The 19,326-nt window shown below is 63.7% G+C and carries 18 protein-coding genes; 12 read left to right on the plus strand and 6 right to left on the minus strand.

Annotation, left to right across the window (positions count from 1 at the left end; genetic code table 11):
• Window position 1 precedes the first annotated feature (1 nt).
• From xdhC to uraH, 11 genes are all read left to right on the plus strand, one after another.
• Window positions 2-856: a xanthine dehydrogenase accessory protein XdhC gene (gene xdhC / locus MSKU9_RS15530; protein ID WP_141262288.1), complete on the plus strand. Its 855-nt coding sequence runs from the start codon at window positions 2-4 to the stop codon at window positions 854-856.
• A complete protein-coding gene (locus tag MSKU9_RS15535) occupies window positions 853-1,809 on the plus strand; it encodes a LysR family transcriptional regulator (RefSeq protein WP_110556694.1) in 957 nt (318 codons plus the stop codon). The genes xdhC and MSKU9_RS15535 overlap by 4 nt, the downstream gene beginning before the upstream one ends.
• Window positions 1,810-1,979: 170 nt before the next feature.
• The gene (locus MSKU9_RS15540) at window positions 1,980-3,437 is read left to right on the plus strand and encodes an NAD(P)-binding domain-containing protein (protein ID WP_141262289.1); all 1,458 of its coding nucleotides are present in this window, start codon (window positions 1,980-1,982) and stop codon (window positions 3,435-3,437) included.
• 42 nt (window positions 3,438-3,479) lie between these two features.
• Entirely contained in the window at window positions 3,480-3,716 is a 237-nt protein-coding gene (locus MSKU9_RS15545; protein ID WP_141262290.1) for a DUF4089 domain-containing protein, read from the plus strand.
• Complete coding sequence (locus MSKU9_RS15550; protein ID WP_141262291.1) at window positions 3,713-5,086, plus strand: AtzE family amidohydrolase; 1,374 nt, start codon at window positions 3,713-3,715, stop codon at window positions 5,084-5,086. The genes MSKU9_RS15545 and MSKU9_RS15550 overlap by 4 nt, the downstream gene beginning before the upstream one ends.
• A complete protein-coding gene (locus MSKU9_RS15555; protein ID WP_141262292.1) occupies window positions 5,086-6,678 on the plus strand; it encodes a gamma-glutamyltransferase family protein in 1,593 nt (530 codons plus the stop codon). Before MSKU9_RS15550 ends, MSKU9_RS15555 begins: the two co-directional genes overlap by 1 nt.
• Window positions 6,672-7,943 carry an allantoate amidohydrolase gene (locus MSKU9_RS15560; protein ID WP_141262293.1) on the plus strand — a complete coding sequence of 424 codons (1,272 nt, stop codon included), beginning with the start codon at window positions 6,672-6,674 and terminating at the stop codon, window positions 7,941-7,943. The genes MSKU9_RS15555 and MSKU9_RS15560 overlap by 7 nt, the downstream gene beginning before the upstream one ends.
• Window positions 7,940-9,169 (plus strand): pyridoxal-phosphate-dependent aminotransferase family protein, encoded by a 1,230-nt coding sequence (locus MSKU9_RS15565; RefSeq protein WP_141262294.1) that lies wholly within the window; start codon window positions 7,940-7,942, stop codon window positions 9,167-9,169. The genes MSKU9_RS15560 and MSKU9_RS15565 overlap by 4 nt, the downstream gene beginning before the upstream one ends.
• 19 nt (window positions 9,170-9,188) lie before the next feature.
• The gene (gene puuE, locus MSKU9_RS15570; protein WP_141262295.1) at window positions 9,189-10,100 is read left to right on the plus strand and encodes an allantoinase PuuE; all 912 of its coding nucleotides are present in this window, start codon (window positions 9,189-9,191) and stop codon (window positions 10,098-10,100) included.
• Between the two features lie 8 nt (window positions 10,101-10,108).
• On the plus strand, window positions 10,109-10,624 hold the full coding sequence (uraD, locus tag MSKU9_RS15575) for a 2-oxo-4-hydroxy-4-carboxy-5-ureidoimidazoline decarboxylase (RefSeq protein ID WP_141262335.1): 516 nt from the start codon (window positions 10,109-10,111) through the stop codon (window positions 10,622-10,624).
• On the plus strand, window positions 10,621-10,977 hold the full coding sequence (gene uraH, locus MSKU9_RS15580; RefSeq protein ID WP_141262296.1) for a hydroxyisourate hydrolase: 357 nt from the start codon (window positions 10,621-10,623) through the stop codon (window positions 10,975-10,977). The genes uraD and uraH overlap by 4 nt, the downstream gene beginning before the upstream one ends.
• A 192-nt stretch (window positions 10,978-11,169) precedes the next feature.
• On the opposite strand, the gene MSKU9_RS15585 is transcribed toward uraH, so the two are convergent.
• The 5 genes from MSKU9_RS15585 to MSKU9_RS15605 form a co-directional block, all read right to left on the minus strand.
• Window positions 11,170-12,198 (minus strand): isocitrate/isopropylmalate dehydrogenase family protein, encoded by a 1,029-nt coding sequence (locus MSKU9_RS15585; protein ID WP_141262297.1) that lies wholly within the window; start codon window positions 12,196-12,198, stop codon window positions 11,170-11,172.
• A gap of 172 nt (window positions 12,199-12,370) precedes the next feature.
• Complete coding sequence (locus MSKU9_RS15590; protein ID WP_193557717.1) at window positions 12,371-14,143, minus strand: aminopeptidase P family protein; 1,773 nt, start codon at window positions 14,141-14,143, stop codon at window positions 12,371-12,373.
• Between the two features lie 24 nt (window positions 14,144-14,167).
• On the minus strand, window positions 14,168-14,686 hold the full coding sequence (locus tag MSKU9_RS15595) for a GNAT family N-acetyltransferase (protein WP_141262299.1): 519 nt from the start codon (window positions 14,684-14,686) through the stop codon (window positions 14,168-14,170).
• Window positions 14,679-15,581, minus strand: coding sequence for a 50S ribosomal protein L11 methyltransferase (locus tag MSKU9_RS15600; protein WP_141262300.1), 903 nt, complete (start codon window positions 15,579-15,581; stop codon window positions 14,679-14,681). The genes MSKU9_RS15595 and MSKU9_RS15600 overlap by 8 nt, the downstream gene beginning before the upstream one ends.
• Window positions 15,582-17,795, minus strand: coding sequence for an ATP-dependent helicase (locus tag MSKU9_RS15605; RefSeq protein WP_141262301.1), 2,214 nt, complete (start codon window positions 17,793-17,795; stop codon window positions 15,582-15,584). It lies immediately after the preceding gene.
• 131 nt (window positions 17,796-17,926) lie between these two features.
• Between MSKU9_RS15605 and MSKU9_RS15610 the strand changes: the two genes are divergently transcribed.
• Complete coding sequence (locus MSKU9_RS15610; RefSeq protein ID WP_141262336.1) at window positions 17,927-18,559, plus strand: JAB domain-containing protein; 633 nt, start codon at window positions 17,927-17,929, stop codon at window positions 18,557-18,559.
• 6 nt (window positions 18,560-18,565) lie between these two features.
• Here MSKU9_RS15610 and MSKU9_RS15615 read toward each other — a convergent pair whose 3' ends face one another.
• Complete coding sequence (locus MSKU9_RS15615) at window positions 18,566-19,258, minus strand: HAD hydrolase-like protein (protein WP_110556709.1); 693 nt, start codon at window positions 19,256-19,258, stop codon at window positions 18,566-18,568.
• Between the last annotated feature and the right edge of the window lie 68 nt (window positions 19,259-19,326).

Genomic DNA, 19,326 nt, shown 5'->3' on the forward strand with positions numbered 1-19,326 from the left:
CATGAGCATGGAAATGCGCGCGGATCTGGTGCGATGGCGGCTGTCAGGCCAGCCGGTCGCCCGGATCAGTGTGTCGGATGCGCGTGGGTCCACCCCGCGTGAAGCCGGAACCTTCATGCTGGTCACGCCCACCGAACAGTCGGGCACGATTGGCGGTGGCGACCTGGAATGGAACGCAATCCATCAGGCACGCAGGCTGCTGGATGCGGGTGGGAAGAGGCTGGTGCAGCGCATAAGCCTTGGCGGGAATTCGGGACAGTGCTGCGGGGGCGAAGTCCGGCTGACCCTTGATGTGCCGGATTGTGCCGGGCTGGATGGCATCATGGCGCAGCTTGAACACCTGCGCCGCACGCAGCCGCTGCTGCTGCTGTTCGGGGCGGGACATGTGGGGCGCGCGCTGGCGCATGTGCTGGCCCCGCTGCCGCTGCGTCTGGCATGGTGCGATTCGCGCCCGCATGAATTTGGTCTCTCCATTCCCGCAGGCGTGGAGGTGCATGATGATGGCGCATGGGAGCCTCTTGTGGCCCATGCCCCGCCGGGTTCCGGCGCGCTGGTCCTTACCCAGAGCCACGCGCTGGACAGCCTGATTGTTGCATCCCTCCTCGAACGGGGTGATTTTCGCTATGTCGGGCTGATAGGCTCGCACACGAAACGCCGTCGGTTCGAGGCGGGCTTCCGCCAGATCGGCCTGCCCGAAGACCGGATCGCCGCCATGGTCTGCCCGATAGGGGACCACGGCGTGCGCGACAAACGGCCCGCCGTCATCGCCGCGCTGGTCGCGGCGGAAATCGTCACCCGCTTCCTGCACCCGATGCAGGCGGGCGGTCATGCAAACGGGGATGACACCAGCCCATGAACGATCCGCTTTCCCGTACCCCCCGCATGATGCGGCTGCATGCACGGGGCATTTCCTATTTCAATGCCGTGCGGGAATGCCGGTCGATCCGGGAGGCCGCGCGCAGGCTGAACGTCACGCCATCCGCCCTGACCCGGCAGCTTGCGCAGATGGAAGCCGAAATCGGCGCCCCCCTGTTCGACCGCCTGCCCGATGGCATGGTGCTGACGGAAGTGGGCACGATCATGGCCCGCCACATCGTGACCGTGATGCAGGACGCGGCCCGGACGGAAGAACAGATCAATGCCCTGTCCGGCCGCCATGACGGGCGGCTGCGCATCATGGCGGTGGAAGGGATCGCGGGCCAGCTGCTGCCCGCCCTGCTGGAACGCATCATTTCCGCCTATCCATCCGTTGAACTGCATGTGGAGGTCGGCGCGCCCAAGACCATCGTATCCGCCCTGCAGGATGGGCGGGTGGATCTGGGCATTGCGTTTTCACTGGCGCTGTATCCCGAACTGCGGCGTGTGGCAGTGGGGCATTTCCCGGTGGGTGCTGTGGTTCGTGCGGATCATCCGCTGGCGCACCTGCGTACCGTCACGGTAGAAGAATGTACGGCCTATCGTCTGATCCTGCCTACGCGTACGCTGTCTCTGTATCGTGTCATGGAACCCATGCTGCGCCCGTGGCAGGACAGGCTGAACGTGGTGCTGCAGACCGGGTCGATCGAACTGACCAATCGCATGGTGCGGGCGGGGGCGGGGCTTGCATTCCAGTCACCGCTGGCAGTGGGCGCGCAGCCGGGACAGGACAGCCTGCGCCATGTGCCGCTGCGCGACACGCGCGCGGTGACGGATCTGGGGGCCTATGTGCGCGAATCCCGCTGGCTGCCGCCCCTGCTGGAAACGGTGATCGAGGAACTGCGGCTGGAGCTGCGTCGCGTACAGGGGGTCAGCGACGAACGGGTGGTCTGATCCGTGTTGCGTTTTGGGCAACGGAACGGTCAGATCATTATACTAGACGGAACACGTAGCGGGCTGATTAGATTTATCCATCATGGTGCGGTTGGGGACTATCCGCATGGCGTCGGGGGACGCCATGCGGGCTGCATCGACAAACAGTAAAACATGATGGGAACCCGCAGATGGACACCACAACGCAGCCGAATGCCGGGATGGACAGCGGGCTTGCAGCTCTGGATGTGGCGGTGCGCCGGGATCTGGAAATCATCCGCTATCCCCGCAAGGAATGGGTTCCCCCCATGGAACGTGACGGCCGGCGTGTGCTGGACGTAGCCATTATCGGGGCGGGGCAGGGTGGCCTTGCCACGGCTTTCGCGCTCAAGCGCAACAACATCACCAATGTCCGTATTTTCGACCGTGCGGCGAAGGGCGGCGAAGGCCCGTGGGTGACATTCGCGCGCATGATCACGCTGCGCACGCCCAAATACGTGACCGGACCGGACCTCGGGGTGCCCTCGCTCACGCCGCGTTCGTGGTACGAAGCGCAGTTTGGCGCCGAAGCATGGGAAAAGCTGGACAAAATCCCGCGTGGGCAGTGGCAGGACTACCTGGACTGGTATCGCGATATCCTGGATCTGCCGGTTGCAAACGACCATGATTTTCAGGGCGTGACATGGGAAAATGGCCTGCTGCGCCTGACCTTCCGCTGCCCTGACGGGGCCACCCATGTGCATTATGCCCGCAAGCTGGTGCTGGCCACCGGGATCGAGGGCTGTGGTTCGTGGCATGTGCCCGATTTCATCCGTGATGGCCTGCCGCGCGCGCGTTATGCCCATACGTCGGAAAACATCGATTTCGCAGCGCTGAAGGGCAAACGCATTGGCGTGCTGGGGGCCGGGGCTTCCGCATTCGACAACGCGGCCACGGCGCTGGAAGAAGGGGCGGGCAGTGTCACGCTGTGCCTGCGGCGCAAGGAAATTCCGTCGATCAACCCATATCGGTGGATGGAAAATACCGGTTTCCTCGCATACTATCCCGCCCTGCCGGACGACCTGCGCTGGGGTTTCATGCGCCGGATTTTCGAACTCAACCAGCCGCCACCGCAGGATACGTTCTGGCGCTGCCGCCGGCATGAAAACTTCTCCTTCCGCACGGGATGCCCGTGGACGGGCGCACGCATGGATGGCGACGAGATCGTGGTCGATTCGCCCACGGGTGAAATGCGCTTTGATTTCGTGATCATCGGCACGGGTTTCACGACCGATCTGTCGCGACGGCCGGAAACGAAGTCCTTTGCGTCTTCCGTGGCATTGTGGGGCGATCGCTATACCGCGCCCGCGGGTGCGGAAAGCGCCGTGCTGGAAAGCTATCCCTACCTGGGTGAGAACTACCAGTTCCTGCCGCGCCGGGCGGATGACGCGCTGGCGCCCATGCTGGCGAACATCCATAATTTCACGTTCTCGGCCACGCCCAGCATGGGCCTTTCGGGCGCGTCGATCAGTGGCATGCGCTTTGGCGTGGAACGTCTGGCCCACGGGCTGGGGCGTGACCTGTACGTAGCCGATGGCAGGCAGCATCTTGAAAGTCTGCTGTCCTATGACGTGCCGGAACTGGTCAGTCTCGATCCTCCTGTTGCATGATGCGCCCCGGGTAGATTTATCCATTCGGGAGAGAGTGAGTAGATGAGCAGCGCAGCACGCCTTTCACCTTCCGCGCCGGGTCTGTCCGGCACGGGGGGGCATGATGACCACAAGGTTCCCCCCGTGACCGACATGGCGCGGATTATCGGTCTGTCCATTCCGGCCGCCTGCATGCCCGACGTGGTGGCGAATACCGCCCTGCTGCATGGTTATGCCGATCTGGTCGGCAGCTTCGTGCTGCCTGATGACTGTGAACCCGCTTATGAGTACGTGCCATGACCATTCATGGACACAAGGCGGGTGCGGCCCTGGCCATTGCGGCGGATGTGCGCGCAGGCCGCCGCAGCGCCGTATCGGTCGTGACGGATGTGATCGCTGATATCGAAGCCCGTGACACGCGCTTCAACAGTGTCACCCGCATCCTTGGCGCCGCTGCGGTGGCGCAGGCCGAAGAAGTGGACCAGGCCATTGCCGCAGGCCGCGATCCCGGCCCGCTGGCGGGCGTGCCCTTCGGGGTGAAGGACCTGTTTGACGTCCGGGGAGAAGTGACTACGGCAGGGTCCATCGTGCTGCGTGACAACCTGCCCGCCACGCGTGACGCGGTCGTTGTCGAACGCCTGCGGGCCGCGGGCGCGGTGCCGGTCGCGACCCTGAACATGGATGAGTTCGCCTACGGCTTTTCAACCGAAAATGCCCATACCGGCACCACGCGCAATCCGCATGACACCGCGCGTCTGGCCGGTGGGTCATCGGGCGGGTCGGCGGCGTCGGTGGCGGCGGGTCTGCTGCCGTTCACGCTGGGGTCGGACACCAACGGGTCCATCCGCATCCCGTCCTCGCTGTGCGGGGTATGGGGGTTGAAGCCGACCTATGGGCAGATGCCGCTGGGTGGTGTCTATCCGTTCGTGGCCAGCCTGGATGTGGTTGGTCCCATGGCGGACACGGTGGAGGACCTGCGGGCGGTCTACGCCATCATGGCCGGTGGCACGCCAGTGGGCGAACCCGATGTGGGTGATGTGCGTGTCGCCCGCCTTGGTGGCTGGTTTGCCAACAACATCAGCACGGAACTGGCTGCGGGTATTGACGCCGTCATGGCGCATCTGGGGCAGGACCGGGTGATCGAACTGCCTGAAGTCGCACGGGCGCGGGCGTCCGCCTTCCTTATCAGCGCGGCGGAGGGGGGCAACCTGCACCTTGCGCGCCTGCGGCGTCGGTCCATGCAGTATGATCCCGCAACACGCGGGCGGCTTATGGCCGGGGCCATGCTGCCAGCGGCAACATTTGTGCAGGCGCAGCGTTTCCGTCGCTGGTTCCGTGAACAGGTGCACGCTGCCCTTGCCCATGCGGATGTGCTGATTGCGCCCACAACGGTGGGTGTCGCACCGCGTATTGACCAGCCATCCATCGTGGTGGATGGCAAGACAGTGTCAGCCCGCGCCAATCTTGGCATTTTCACGCAGCCGATCAGCCTTGCGGGCCTGCCGGTGCTGGCGGCCCCACTGGCGGTTGATGGCCTGCCGCTGGGTATCCAGCTTATCGGCGCGCCGGGTGGGGAGGCGAAGCTGTTCGCGGTCGCAGCCGAACTGCAACGCGCGGGGCTTGCGGCCTGCCGTCCGCTGGATGCGGGATACGCACGAAAGGACAGCTGATGCTGAACACGCCGCGTTCATGCCGGGGGATGGTCACATCCCCCCACCATCTGGCCAGCCAGGCCGGCCTTGACGTGCTCAAGGCCGGTGGCACGGCGCTGGAGGCCGCAGTCGCCACTGCCGCCGCGCTGGCCGTGGTCTATCCGCACATGACCGGTATCGGCGGTGATGCCTTCTGGCTGACCATGTGGCCCGATGGACGGGTGGAAACCATTGATGCCTGTGGCGCTGCGGCACAGAAGGCCGACGCCGGTTTTTACCATGCGGCGGGGCTGGATACGATACCGTGGCGTGGGCCATTGGCGGCCAATACCGTGGCGGGGACGGTCTCGGGCTGGGATCTGGCGCTGTCGTGGAGCCATGCGATGGCGCCCGCACTGCCACTGGGCCGCGTATTGCGTGACGCGCTGTTCTATGCCGAACAGGGCGCGCCCGTAACCGACAGCGCAGCCGGGATCACAGCTGAAAAAGCCGATGAACTGAAGGATATTCCCGGTTTCGCGGACCTGTTCATGCCCGGTGGCAGGCTGCCACAGCCCGGCGACATCCTGCATAATCCGCGCCTTGCCAGCACATTGCGGCAACTGGCGGATGAAGGGCTGTCGAGCTTCTATCGTGGCAATGTCGCACGTGAACTGGCGGCCGACCTGCATGACCTTGGCAGCCCGCTGACCCTTGCGGACCTGCAGGCGCACAGGGCCACCCACCAGCCAGCCCTTCACGCCCGTATCCATGGTGCGGACCTGTATAACATGGCGCCCCCGACACAGGGGGTTGCGTCCCTGCTGATCCTTGCGCTGTTCGACCGGCTGAAGGCGGCAAGGGCGGATGATTTCGATTACCTGCACGGGCTGGTCGAGGCGACCAAACAGGCCTTCCGTTACCGCGATACCCATGTGGGTGATCCCGCCTACATGACCGTGCAGGCGCAGGACATCCTTGATGACCGCAGGGCGCTGGACCGTATGGCGGCCAGCATCGACCCCAAACGCGCGGCCCCGTGGCCGTGGCCGTCACAGGCGGGGGATACGGTCTGGCTGGGCGTGATTGATTCCGACGGGCTGGCCGTCAGCATGATCCAGAGCCTGTATTTCGAATACGGATCGGGCATCGTGCTGCCGCGCACCGGCGTTGTCTGGCAGAACCGTGGCACCAGCTTCGGCCTTGATCCGCAGGGGTGGAATGGCCTGCGCCCCGGCCGCAAGCCGTTCCATACCCTCAACCCCGCCGGTGCCCGTTTTGATGACGGGCGCACCATGGTCTATGGCACCATGGGGGGCGAGGGACAGCCGCAGACACAGTCCGCCATCTTCACCCGTTACGCACGCTACGGCATGGAACTGCAGGAAGCGGTCACGGCACCGCGCTGGCTGCTGGGGCGCACGTGGGGCGAAAGCAGCGTCAGCCTGAAATACGAAGACCGCTTTGATCCCGCAGTGATTGCACGGATGCAGGCGGCGGGGCACCAGGTGGAACGCGTCGCGCCGTTTTCTTCCAAAATGGGCCATGCGGGCGCACTGGTGCGCCATCCCTCCGGTCTGCTGGAGGGGGCGACCGATCCGCGCAGCGACGGGTGCGTCGCGGCATGGTAATGCAGGCAGGCAACATGGATCACCCATCCGGCGCACGCGCCGTCGCGCGCTGCACCGAACTGGGCCGCGCGCCGTATTCCGAGATGGAGGGCGGGCTGTTCCGCCCCTATCTCGGCCCGTCCTACCGCGCCACCTGTGACCGGCTGGCGGCATGGATGCACGATGCGGGTATGGCCACGCGCATGGACGCGGCGGGTAACCTGATCGGACGGTACGAAGGGCTTGCACCTGACGCCCCGGTCGTGCTGCTGGGATCGCATATCGACAGCGTGCGTGACGGCGGGTTCTTTGACGGGATGCTGGGTGTGGTCCTTGGCATTGAAACCGTGGCCCATTTCGCCCGATCGGGGAAACGCTTTCCCTTCGCGCTGGAAGTCGTGGGCTTCGGGGATGAGGAAGGATCGCGCTTTCCATCCGGCATGCTGACTTCGCACGCCGTGGCGGGGGTGCTGGAAACACCGGACCCGGCCATGCGAGACTGGGCCGAAACCGCGACGCTGGCCAGCGCGCTGGAAGGTTTCGGGCTGGATGTGGGGCGTATGCATGCTGCATCCCGCAAGGGCGATCCGGTCGTTGCCTATGTCGAGGCGCATATCGAGCAGGGGCCGGCGCTGGAAGCCGAAGGCCGCGCCCTTGGCGTGGTCAGCGCGATTGCGGCCCAGCACCGCTATCGCGTGACACTGCGCGGCATGGCGGGTCATGCGGGCACCGTTGCCATGAAGCTGCGGCGCGACGCGCTGGCGGGGGCTGCGGAAATCATCCTTGCTGCCGAACGTGTGGGGCGTGCGGGCACGGATGGGCTGGTGGCGACAGTCGGGTCGCTGGACGTCATGCCGGGGGCGGCCAATGTCGTGCCGGGCGATGTGGTGTTCACCATTGATGTTCGCGCCGGGACGAATGCCACGCGCGACCGTGCGGCGCGTGAAATCCTGGACATTGCCTGCACTGTGGCAGCCCGGCGCGGGCTGGAAATGGATGTGGCGTTGCAGCAGGACCTTGATGCGACACCCTGTGATCCGATGCTTGCGGACCTTATGGAACAGGCCGTGCGCGAAGTGACCTGTGCGCCTGTGCCCCTGCTGGTCAGCGGGGCGGGACATGACGCCATGATCATGGCGCATCTGGCCCCGGTTTGCATGCTGTTCATCCGGTGTGCGGGCGGCATCAGCCACAACCCGGCGGAATCCGTAACCGATGCCGATACGGATGCGGCCCTGCGCGCGATGATTACCTTTATCAGACTTTTTGAGAGACGTTTCGGATGACCCAGACCTTTTTCGGCCAGATCAATCCTCCCGCCCGGTTGCTGATGGGGCCGGGGCCGGTCAATGCGCATCCGCGCGTGCTGCGGGCCATGGCGGCTGACATGCTGGGCCAGTTCGACCCGGAAATGACCGAATACATGAACCAGACGATGGAACTGTACCGTCAGGTGTTCATGACCAGCAACCGCTGGACCTTCCTGGTTGATGGCACGGCGCGCGCAGGGATCGAGGCGTCACTTGTCTCGCTGGTTGAACCGGGCATGAAGCTGCTGATCGTGCGCGCGGGCCGTTTCGGGCTGCTGCTGTCCGAAATCGCGCAGCGCATTGGTGCCGAGATCGTGACGCTGGACATTCCGTGGGGCGAGATTGCGACGCTGGAGCAGATCGAGGACGCGATCGTCACCCACCGCCCGCATGTGCTGGCATGCATCCATGGCGATACGTCCACCACCATTGCCCAGCCGCTGGATGGGGTCGGGGCGCTGTGCCGCAAGTATGACGTGCTGTCCTATGTTGACACCACCGCGACGCTGGGCGGAATGGAGGTCGCAACCGACCGTTGGGGCGTGGATGTGGTCAGCGGCGGACTGCAGAAATGCATGGGCGGGCCGCCGGGTTCGGCCCCCATCACCATTTCCGACCGTGCGGCGGAACATATCTTCGCCCGTCGCCATGTCGAGGCCGGTATCCGGGGCAGCGACACGCGCGATGGTACGCGGGTGCGCATTCCGTCCAACTATTTCGACCTGGCCATGGTCATGGATTACTGGTCCGAAAAGCGCCTGAACCATCATACAGAAGCCACCACCATGCTCTACGGCGCGCGTGAAGCCGCCCGCGTGGTGCTGGAGGAGGGGCTGCAGGCCCGCTTCGCCCGCCATGCCCGAGCCTCACGCGCGATATGTGCTGGCATGCGGGCCATCGGGCTGGAACTGTTTGGTAGCGATGACTACCGCATGACCAACGTGACCGGTGTGTACATTCCCAAGGGTGTGGATGGCGAGCGGGTGCGTGGCCGCATGCGTGAGGATTTCGAGATCGAGATCGGCTCCGCCTTCGGTCCGTTGCAGGGCAGGATCTGGCGCATCGGGGCCATGGGCTACAATGCTGAAAAGCACAAGGTGCTGCTGACCATCGGCGCGCTGGAAACAGTCCTGCGTCACGAAGGTCATGCCTTTGTCGCGGGCAGCGGCGTCGATGCCGCCCTTGCGGCCTATAACGCATAAGAACGGGGGATATGGCGTAATGTCTGGAACAGGTGTCTATCCCCGCGATCTGGTCGGCTATGGCGGCAATCCGCCAGATGCGCAATGGCCGGGTGGCGCGCGGATCGCGGTACAGTTCGTCATCAATTACGAGGAGGGGGCCGAGAATTCGGTCCTGCATGGCGATCGCGGGTCGGAAGCCTTCCTGTCGGAAATGATCGGGGCGCAGTCCATTCCTGGCGCGCGCGCGATCGCGATGGAAAGCCTGTATGAATACGGCTCTCGTGCCGGGTTCTGGCGGCTGCACCGCATCTTTACCCAACGCCAGCAGCCGCTGACGGTGTTTGGTGTGGCAGCGGCCATGGCGCGCAACCCGGCCGCCGTCGCGGCGATGAAGGAAGCAGGATGGGAAATCGCATCCCACGGGTTACGCTGGATTGATTACCAGCATGTGCCTGAAGCAGTGGAACGCGCACATATTCAGGAATGCATCGCGCTGCATACAAAGCTGACCGGATCACGCCCTCTGGGCTGGTACCAGGGGCGGACCAGCCCCAATACCGCCCGGCTGATCGCGGAAGAAGGCGGCTTTGTCTATGACGCGGATTCCTATGCTGATGACCTGCCGTATTATGATCGCAGCCATGGTCGTGCCCAGTTGATCGTGCCCTATACACTGGATGTGAATGACATGCGTTTTGTGGCGATCAACGGCTTTACCGAAGGCGGGCAGTTCTTCAACTATCTGCGCGACACCTTCGATGAACTGTATGAGGAGGGGGCTGACAGGCCGCGCATGATGTCGGTTGGCCTGCACTGCCGTGTGGCGGGCCGTCCGGGGCGTGCGCGTGCGGTGGCGCGTTTCCTTGATTACATCGCCACGCGGGAAAAGGTCTGGGTCGCGACCCGGCTGGATATCGCCCGGCACTGGCTGGCGGTGCATCCGGCATGACAGACGTGATGGACCGGGTCAATCGCGCCTCCACCGTCAGGTTTGTGGAGCTGTTTGGCCCGATATACGAACATTCCCCCTGGATCGCCCAGCGCGCATATGCCCATCGTCCCTTCGCTGACATGGAGGCGATGCTGGCTGCCATGCGCCATGAACTGGATCGGGCAACCAGTGCGGAAAAAATGGCGCTGATCCACGCCCACCCCGAACTGGCGCAGCGCATGGGGGTGGACCCGACGCTGACATCGGCTTCGGCGGCCGAGCAGGCCTCCGCCGGGCTGGACCGTCTGACGCCGGATGAATTCGCCACCTTCCGCGCGCTGAATGACGCTTATGCCACCAAATTCGGCATTCCGTTCATTATCTGCGTGCGGCGATCGGACAAGGACGGCATCCTGAACGGAATGCGTAGCCGTCTGGAAAACACGCCCGAAGCCGAACAGCAGGCTGCCCTGCATGAAATCAACAAGATTGCCGCCCTGCGTCTGGCGGATGTGCTGGCGCGGCTGGAGCAGGAACCATGAGCACCCTTTCCACCCACGTTCTTGACCTTGTATCAGGCAGGCCCGCCGCAGGCATGGCGATCAGCCTGTGGACGGGTCAGGACTGCCTGTTCCGTGGCGTAACCAATGCGGATGGCCGCTGCCCGGAACTGGGCCAGCAGACGGGGGACATGAAAGCTGGTACCTACCGGCTGGAATTCACCGTGGCGGATTATTTCCGCAGCCGTGATGTCAGCCTGTCGGACCCGCCATTCCTTGATGTCGTGCCCATCGTCTTTGGCATGGCGCAGGTGGCACCGGGGGAAAAGGGGGGGCATTATCATGTGCCGCTTCTGGTTTCGCCCTATGGGTTTTCGACCTATCGCGGTAGCTGAGCGGGTTAAGGAATTATTTTGAAATAGAAATTTTTCTGGCGCCGCCTTTTTTCAAACCGGCGGTGTTTCCTGGTGAAGCTTTTTGAAAAAAGCTTCACCAGGAATGCCTTGAACAACAAGGGCCGTGGCATATCCTGCCACGGCCCTTGTTCGTATCCCGCGACAGGCTGGCCGCCGCGGGGAAAAACCGTATCAGACCAGCGCCTGCTTCAGGGCGGCGGTCAGTTCGGTCGTGGTGGCCTTGCCACCAAGGTCGCCCGTGCGTACGGCGCCCGAAGTGATGACTTTCTCGATGGCCTTGTCGATGCGGGTGGCCAGATCCTGACGGCCCACATGTGCCAGCATCATGTTGGCAGCCAGCAGCAGCGAGGTCGGGTTGGCCTTGTTCTGGCCCGCGATATCGGGTGCGGAACCATGAACGGCTTCGAACACGGCGGCCTTTTCGCCAATGTTCGCACCCGGCGCCAGACCAAGGCCGCCAACCAGACCGGCGGTCAGGTCGGACAGGATGTCACCGAACAGGTTGGTGGTGACGATGCAGTCATACTGCCACGGATCGGTCACAAGCTGCATGGCGCAGGCGTCGACAATGCGCTCGTTCACTTCCACGCGGCCTTCGTATTCCTTGGCGACCTTGCGGCCTTCTTCAAGGAACAGGCCCGTCAGCAGCTTCAGGATGTTGGCCTTGTGCACCAGGGTCACGCGCTTACGGTTGTTCTTGACCGCGTATTCAAAGGCGTAACGGACGATGCGGTTGCATTCCCTGCGCGTGGTGTAGCCTGCGCTGGTGGCGATGGCGTGCGGGTCATCACCGTAGGGAATGTAGTTTTCCATCGCCGCGTAATACCCTTCGAGGTTTTCGCGGAAGATGACGAGGTTGATGTTCTCGAAACGGCCACCGGGCACGATCGTCTTGGTGGGACGGACATTTGCGAACAGGCCGAACTCCTGACGCAGTGTCACGTTGATGGACTTGAAGCCACCACCGACCGGGGTTGTCAGCGGGCCTTTCAGCGCAAGGCCGGTGCGGCGGATGCTTTCGATCGTTTCCTTGGGCAGCGGGCTGCCGGTGGCGTCAAGAGCCGCGACACCGCCAAGAGCCTTTTCCCATTTGAAAGGGGCACCGACCGTATCCAGGATCTCGGTCACGGACTGGACGATTTCAGGCCCGATTCCGTCACCCGGAATCAGGGTGGCGGGAATTGTTTTTTCTGTAGACATTCTCGAACGTCTCCCTTTGTGCTTGCTACTGAAAAGCGTTTCAGCATGCGCACCGGCTTGGCGGACCCGGTTCGTTGCCGGGTGCCCCGTCGGAACTGGTTAAAAGTCCTAGGCCCCCACGCCCCGTGTGACAATCGGGCCACCGGGTCATGGTCGTGGTTTTGCAGTCACATTATCCGGCGTTCAGCGGCGCGCATGCAACGCCAAGCCATGTGCGTTCCTGACTTCCCAGATGTGGGGCGACCCTTTCAAAAACCCGTGCATGATAGGCATCCAGCCAGGCAATTTCATTTTCCTGAAGGCTGGCCACATCAATCAGCCGCCGGTCGAACGGGGCCAGGGTCAGGATCTCGAATTCCAGAAAACTGCGTCCCGCCTCAGCGGTGGGGGACGGCTGGACCAGATGCAGGTTTTCCAGGCGAATGCCGAACGCACCGGGGCGGTAATAGCCCGGCTCATTCGACAGGATCATGCCCGCGTGCAGCTTTACGGGGCGGAAAACGGGGGAAATGGTGGCTGGTCCTTCATGCACCGACAGATAACTGCCAATTCCGTGCCCGGTGCCATGGTCATAATCCAGCCCGCCCTCCCATAGCGCATGCCGGGCGAGGGCATCCAGCGCATGGCCGGTCACACCATGCGGAAAATGCGCGCGGGCCAGCGCGATATGCCCGCGCAGCACGCGGGTGAAGGCATCACGCACGTCGGTCCCCGGTGCGTCAGGCCCGGTCCAGACCGTGCGGGTGATATCGGTCGTGCCAAAGGGATACTGCCCGCCGCTGTCGATCAGGTAGACCTCGTTCGGCTGTAGCCTGCGGTCGGTTTCGGGTGTTACGCGGTAATGGATGATCGCGCCGTTGGGGCCGGAACCGGAAATGGCGGGAAAACTTTCCTCCCGGTAGTCAGGACAGGCGGCGCGGAAGCGGTCCAGTTGTTCCGCCGCTGCCAGTTCCGCCGTAATCAAGGCGTTTTCATCCAGCCAGTGCAGGAAACGGCAGATGGCAATTCCGTCCAGCAGGTGGGCGCGGCGACTGCCTTCCTGTTCGGTTTCATTCTTGATCGCCTTGGGCAACAGGCATGGATCGCCCTTGCGAACGACCGTGGCCCCTGCATCCTCCAGCGTCTGGATGAACCATACGGCGTTGCTGGCCGGGTCCACCTGCACGCGCGCGCCAGACAGGACGCGCAGGGTATCTTCCAGCGCGGCAGGCGGCGCAATCGTAACGTCATCTCCCAGCCACTGCCGCGTCGTGCCGGAGACCTTGGCCGGGTCGATCAGTAATGTAACGTGCCCGGTATCATGCACGATGGCGAAGGACAGGCTGAGCGGCGTGTACGGCACGTCGCGGCCACGGATGTTCAGCAGCCATGCGATTGATGCCGGGTCACTCAGCACCAGCGCCGCCTCACCCGCGTCGCGCAGGGCGCACGCCATGGTCGCGCGCTTGTCCCGGCTGGACTGCCCGGCCCATTCCTCGGGCTGCGGGACACAGGGCGTGCAGGGCGGGGCAGGGCGGTCGGTCCAGATCCGGTCAACCGGGTTGGCGGGCAGGGCGACAAGCGCCAGCCCCGCATCACTGAACGGACGCAGTGCGCTTTCGCTTATCAGGCGCGGGTCATAGCCAATCCGGCAGGTTGCGCCATGCCGCGCCAGCCATGTGGCGGGCGGGACCCTGCTGATATGCAGCCGTTCCCATGCACAGCCGTCCACCTGCTGGTCCATCTGGGTGATGTAGCGGCCGTCGGAAAAGACGGCGGCCACGTCTGGCAGCACCGCCGCCATTCCCGCGCTGCCGGTAAAGCCGGTAAGCCACGCCAGACGTTCGGCGCAGGGGGCGACATATTCGCCCAGGTGTTCATCCCCACGGGGCAGGATAAATCCGTCAACGCCCATCTGCTTCAGCACGGCGCGCAGTGCGTCGGGGCGGTTTGGGGCTGGGGGCATGGGCATATCCTTTTGGGTGGGGGATCAGGAAACGGACATGATGCGGTACAGGAACAGAAGGTCCATCCACCGCCCGTATTTCGTGCCGCATTCGGGCAGCAGGCCACCATGCTGGAAACCAAAGCGTTCATGCAGCCTGCGTGACGCGATGTTGGTGGAGGTAATGCCTGCGATCATGACATGCACCTCCGCCTCCTTCGCCCGGTCGCATAATGCCTGCAGCAGGGCGCTGCCAATGCCGCGGCGCTTGTACGCCGGGGCGATGTACAGCGAATGCTCGACCGTATGCCGGTAGCCAGAAAAGGGTCGGAAGGTTTTCCAGCTGCTGTAACCCGCCACGTGGCCGTCATCCGTTTCGGCCACCAACACGGGAAACCCGCTGGCCTGACTGGTATGCAGCCATTCCAGCCGGGCGGCGATGGTGGTTTCGTGGGTTTCCCACATGGATGTGCTGTTGCGGATGGCGTGATTGACGATTTCGACAATGGCGGGAATATCCGCATCCGTCGCATCACGGATCAGCAGGCGCGCAGTATCAGCCATTGGGTTTGCGCAGGATGAGCGTGCCCCAGTCCCCTTCACGCAGATGGCGTTCCAGCACAAGTCCGTGGCGGCGGTGGGTTGCCAGTACCATGCGCACCTGTGTATTCAGCAGCCCCGCAAGGATGGCGGTGCCACCGGGGAGCAGGTTGCGCGTAAGATCGGCCGCCATGCTGCACAGCGGGCGGGCAAGGATATTGGCGAATACAAGGTCATAGGGCGCATGGTGGCGGATGGCGGGCGTGGACCAGCCATTGCCCAGATGGCATTCCACCAGGTTGGACAGCCCGTTCATGGCCGCGTTGCGCCGGGTCACGCGCACGGACCACGGGTCGATATCGGTCGCCAGCACGCGTTTGTGCAGCAGGGATGCAGCCGCCATGGCCAGGATGCCCGACCCGCAGCCAAGGTCGAGGATACGCCGTGGCCTGCGACAGGCGATCATTTCCAGCGCGCGCAGGCAGCCACGGGTCGAGCCATGTTCCCCCGACCCGAAGGCGACGCCCGCATCCAGCGTGATGGTGATGCGCTGTGGGCTGGTGGTGGGTTCAAGATGCGTGCCCCGGATGGCGAAGCGCCTGCCCGCAAGCTGTTCGGGAAAGGATTCGTAGGTGCGTGCCAGCCAGCCTTCGGATTCCGTGTGGCTGCGTTCCAGTTCGGCATCGACGCCACTGGTCAGGGCCGCCACGATCAGGGCAGCGCGCAGTTCGTCTTCCCCGCTGCCGGTATCCTTGACGCCTTCAACGCGCCACAGGGTCTGGCTGTCATCGACTTCGAAAATGCCGATGGTGGTGCAGACGGTGGACAGGGCGGATTCATACGCTTCAACCGCGTCAGGCGGGACCGTGACCGATATGGTTTCCAGTTCTGTGGCGTGACGCCGGGGGGAAAGGCTCATCTATACCTGCTCAACAAATGTATCGATCACCCGCTTGGGGCCTGCTTTTTCAAACGCGACTTCCAGCCGGTTTCCCTCGACCGAGGTAATCGTGCCGTAGCCGAATTTCTGGTGGAATACACGCACTCCCACCTTCATGCCCGAAGCCTTGGACGTGGAAGGTGTGACATCATGCACCCGCCGGGACGCCACCAGCGGGAAAGGCGTGCTGCCAAACACGGCAGGACGGCCAAGGAAGCTGCGCCGGCTGTTGGATGTATCGCCGCGTGTCTCGGTGTGCTCGGCGGGGAGTTCCTCGACAAAGCGGCTGGGAATGGCGGACTGCCAGTTGCCGTATATGCGGCGGTTGGCGGCGTGGCTGATAATCGCCAGCTTGCGCGCGCGCGTAATGCCCACATAGGCAAGGCGGCGTTCTTCCTCCAGCCCCTTCAGCCCACCTTCATCCAGCGTGCGCTGGGACGGGAAGACACCTTCCTCCCACCCCGGCAGGAACACGGTGTCGAATTCCAGCCCTTTGGCGCCATGCAGCGTCATGATGCTCATGCTGTCTTCACCCGCCCTGTCCTCGGTATCCATGACGAGGGCGACGTGTTCAAGAAAGCCGCCAAGGTTTTCATAATCCGCCAGCGAGCGCACCAGTTCCTTCAGGTTTTCCAGCCGTCCGGGCGCGTCGGGGGATTTGTCGGCTTTCCACATGTCGATATACCCACTCTCCTCCAGCAGGTGGTCGATGGCGACGACATGCCCTTCGCGTCCCAGCATGTCGCGTGTGGTGCCCAGCGTATGCATGAGGGCGGCAAGCTGTTCCTTCGCCCGGCCCTTGATGTCGCCCGTGCCCAGCATTTCCAGCACGGCAGCGGTCAGCGGGATCTGGCGTTCACGGGCGTGCATGTGCATTTTCTGCAGGCCCGTGGCGCCCACGCCCCGGCGCGGCACGTTGATGATGCGTTCAAACGCAAGATCGTCGGATGGCTGGTTGACCACGCGCATATAGGCGATGGCATCGCGGATTTCGGCGCGTTCGTAAAAGCGCAGGCCGCCGACCACGCGATAGGGTAATCCAAGGGTAATCAGCCGTTCTTCAAACGCGCGGGTCTGGAAACCGGCGCGGACAAGGATGGCGATTTCGCTCATCGTGTGGCCATCGGCGCGCAGGCGTTCGATCTCGGTGCCGACCATGCGGGCTTCGTCATCCGAATCCTGCACGGAAATGACGCGCACCTTCTCGCCTTCCGCATCCTCGCGGCCGGGGTGCAGGGTCTTGCCCAGACGTTCCTCGTTATGCGCGATCAGGCCCGACGCGGCAGCCAGGATCTGTCGGGTGGAGCGGTAATTGCGTTCCAGCCGCACGACCTTCGCACCGGGGAAGTCACGTTCGAAGCGCAGGATGTTTTCCACTTCCGCCCCGCGCCAGGAATAGATCGACTGGTCATCATCTCCCACGCAGCAGATGTTCGACGGCTGGTCTGACCGGTGCGCCAGCAGCCGCAGCCACAGGTACTGGATGGTGTTGGTGTCCTGATATTCGTCCACCAGGATGTAGCGGAAGAAACGGTGATACTGCGCCAGTACATCGGGGTGTTTGCGCAGGATTTCCGTCATGTGCAGCATGAGGTCGCCAAAGTCGCACGCGTTCAGCTGCCGCAGCCGGGACTGGTAATCCGTATAGATCTCGGCACAGCGCCCATTGGCGAAATCCGTGTCCTCGGCCGCCGTGATGGCATCGGGCACCAGCCCGCGGTCCTTCCACCGTTGGATCACGCCCATGATGGCCGGGGGTGGCCAGCGCTTGGTGTCGATGCGGTAGGGTTCAAGTACCTGTTTGAGCAGGCGCAGCTGGTCATCGGTATCAAGAATGGTGAAACTGCTGGTAAGTCCCACATATTCCGCATGGCGGCGCAGCATGCGCGCGCACAGGGCGTGGAACGTGCCCAGCCACAGCCCTTCCGCCGGTTCACCCAGCAGCGCGCTGACACGTTCGCGCATTTCGCGCGCGGCCTTGTTGGTAAAGGTTACGGCAAGGATCTGGTTGGGCCGTGCGCGGCCCGACAGCAGGATATGCGCGAACCGCGTGGTCAGCACCCGCGTCTTGCCCGTGCCCGCGCCGGCGAGCACCAGCAGCGGGCCATCCGTGGTTTCAATCGCGGCCCGCTGTTCGGGATTGAGGCGGTTCAGGTAATCCGGCACGCGGCCGGTGGGGATAAGGCTGTCCATGACATTATGTTCTATAGCAATCCCGTCGCCGGGTAACCAATGCTATCAATCATGATGTGGGGAAATGCGGTGGGGGACAGGACAGCATGAATACGGGCAGGGGAACGGGACCAGGTGGCCACCGGGCGCGCATGCGCAGGCGTATCCGCACGGCGGGCGCGCATTCTCTGGCTGATTATGAACTGCTGGAGGTTCTTCTGTTTGCGGCTGTGCCACGGCGCGATACCAAGCCGCAGGCCAAGGCGCTTGTAGCCGGTTTTGGCAGTCTTGAAGCCGTGCTGGACGCCAGCCCGGCTGCCTTGCGCGCGGCGGGGCTGGGACCGCGCGGGGTGGCGGTGCTGGGTTGTCCGGCACAGGTTGCGCGGCGTCTGGCCCATCCTGACCTGCGCGGACAGGTGATTTTCGCGGACATGGCGGCGGTGCTGGCCTATTGTGACCGGCTGCCCGCGCATGATCCCGACGGGTGGCGGCTGTTCCATCTTGATTCCGTGCGGCACGTACTGGCCGATGAAGCAGTCGGCACTGCCCCGCCGGCTGATATGTGCCGCGCCGTGCTCTCGCGCGCGCTGGAACTGCATGCCGTATCGCTTGTCGCGGTCAGGGACATGGGGCAGCAGACACCGCCTGACGGGGGAAGTGCCGCCGACCTGCGGTTTGCCCGCATGCTGCATACCCATGCCCGCCTGCTGGGGCTGGTCATGCACGACTGCGTGGTGCGCGGCGGCGGAACATGCGTCAGCATGCGGGCGATGTTGCCGGAATAGACGCGATCAGGCGTGCGGATGGGCTTCGGCCGCGGCAAACTGCTGGCGGATGGCGTCCAGCAGTTCGGATGGCTGGCTGACCAGCGCATCGGCGCCAGCCTGCGTCAGTTCTTCCCGCGTGCCATATCCCCACAGCACGCCAAGGGCGCGGACGTGGTTGGCATGCGCACCGCTTATGTCAAAGCGCCGGTCACCGATCATCAGCGCGTCTTCACGCCGGATGTCATGTTCACGCAGCACGGCTGCGATCAGTTCGGGCTTTTCCGCGCCGCTGTCATCGGCGCGCGCGCCAGACAGACCATCGAAATACTGCACCAGGTTGCGCAGGTGCAGGATCTTGCGCGCAAGGTGGCGTGGCTTGGATGTCGCGACAAACAGCCGCACCCCTTCTGCCGACAGGGTTTCAATCACGTTGCGCATGTGGTCAAAAACCGGGCTTTTGTGCATGCCTTCCGATTCGTAATGCTTGCGGTAAAGCGCCATCGCCTCCTGCACCCGGTCATCGCCATAATGGGCAAGGATATGGGCGATCAGTTCCTCCAGCGGGGGGCCGACCACCCATGTCAGGTCGACCGACATGTCGGGCTCATGCCCAAGGTCGCGCAGTACGGCGTAAATGGACTCCACAATGCCATCGCGGGAACGGACGATGGTTCCGTCCAGGTCAAAAAGTACGGTATGGTTTTCATGAAACGGCATGCAGGTTCATAACCTCCTTATTTTGATCCGCATCATGCACCATCGAGGCGGCATTTGTCCTGAAATTG

The organism is Komagataeibacter diospyri, assembly GCF_006538165.1.
Classification (GTDB): domain Bacteria; phylum Pseudomonadota; class Alphaproteobacteria; order Acetobacterales; family Acetobacteraceae; genus Komagataeibacter; species Komagataeibacter diospyri.

Bases quoted from the DNA above. Each gene is read 5' to 3' on its own strand.
- MSKU9_RS15540 (WP_141262289.1), top strand. From the start codon at position 1,980: ATGGACACCACAACGCAGCCGAATGCCGGGATGGACAGCGGGCTTGCA.
- MSKU9_RS15555 (WP_141262292.1), top strand. From the start codon at position 5,086: ATGCTGAACACGCCGCGTTCATGCCGGGGGATGGTCACATCCCCCCAC.
- xdhC (WP_141262288.1), top strand. From the start codon at position 2: ATGAGCATGGAAATGCGCGCGGATCTGGTGCGATGGCGGCTGTCAGGC.
- MSKU9_RS15585 (WP_141262297.1), bottom strand. From the start codon at position 12,198: ATGTCTACAGAAAAAACAATTCCCGCCACCCTGATTCCGGGTGACGGA.
- MSKU9_RS15595 (WP_141262299.1), bottom strand. From the start codon at position 14,686: ATGGCTGATACTGCGCGCCTGCTGATCCGTGATGCGACGGATGCGGAT.
- MSKU9_RS15565 (WP_141262294.1), top strand. From the start codon at position 7,940: ATGACCCAGACCTTTTTCGGCCAGATCAATCCTCCCGCCCGGTTGCTG.
- MSKU9_RS15605 (WP_141262301.1), bottom strand. From the start codon at position 17,795: ATGGACAGCCTTATCCCCACCGGCCGCGTGCCGGATTACCTGAACCGC.
- MSKU9_RS15535 (WP_110556694.1), top strand. From the start codon at position 853: ATGAACGATCCGCTTTCCCGTACCCCCCGCATGATGCGGCTGCATGCA.
- MSKU9_RS15610 (WP_141262336.1), top strand. From the start codon at position 17,927: ATGCGCAGGCGTATCCGCACGGCGGGCGCGCATTCTCTGGCTGATTAT.
- MSKU9_RS15545 (WP_141262290.1), top strand. From the start codon at position 3,480: ATGAGCAGCGCAGCACGCCTTTCACCTTCCGCGCCGGGTCTGTCCGGC.
- puuE (WP_141262295.1), top strand. From the start codon at position 9,189: ATGTCTGGAACAGGTGTCTATCCCCGCGATCTGGTCGGCTATGGCGGC.
- MSKU9_RS15590 (WP_193557717.1), bottom strand. From the start codon at position 14,143: ATGCCCCCAGCCCCAAACCGCCCCGACGCACTGCGCGCCGTGCTGAAG.
- uraH (WP_141262296.1), top strand. From the start codon at position 10,621: ATGAGCACCCTTTCCACCCACGTTCTTGACCTTGTATCAGGCAGGCCC.
- MSKU9_RS15560 (WP_141262293.1), top strand. From the start codon at position 6,672: ATGGTAATGCAGGCAGGCAACATGGATCACCCATCCGGCGCACGCGCC.
- MSKU9_RS15615 (WP_110556709.1), bottom strand. From the start codon at position 19,258: ATGCCGTTTCATGAAAACCATACCGTACTTTTTGACCTGGACGGAACC.
- MSKU9_RS15600 (WP_141262300.1), bottom strand. From the start codon at position 15,581: ATGAGCCTTTCCCCCCGGCGTCACGCCACAGAACTGGAAACCATATCG.
- uraD (WP_141262335.1), top strand. From the start codon at position 10,109: ATGGACCGGGTCAATCGCGCCTCCACCGTCAGGTTTGTGGAGCTGTTT.
- MSKU9_RS15550 (WP_141262291.1), top strand. From the start codon at position 3,713: ATGACCATTCATGGACACAAGGCGGGTGCGGCCCTGGCCATTGCGGCG.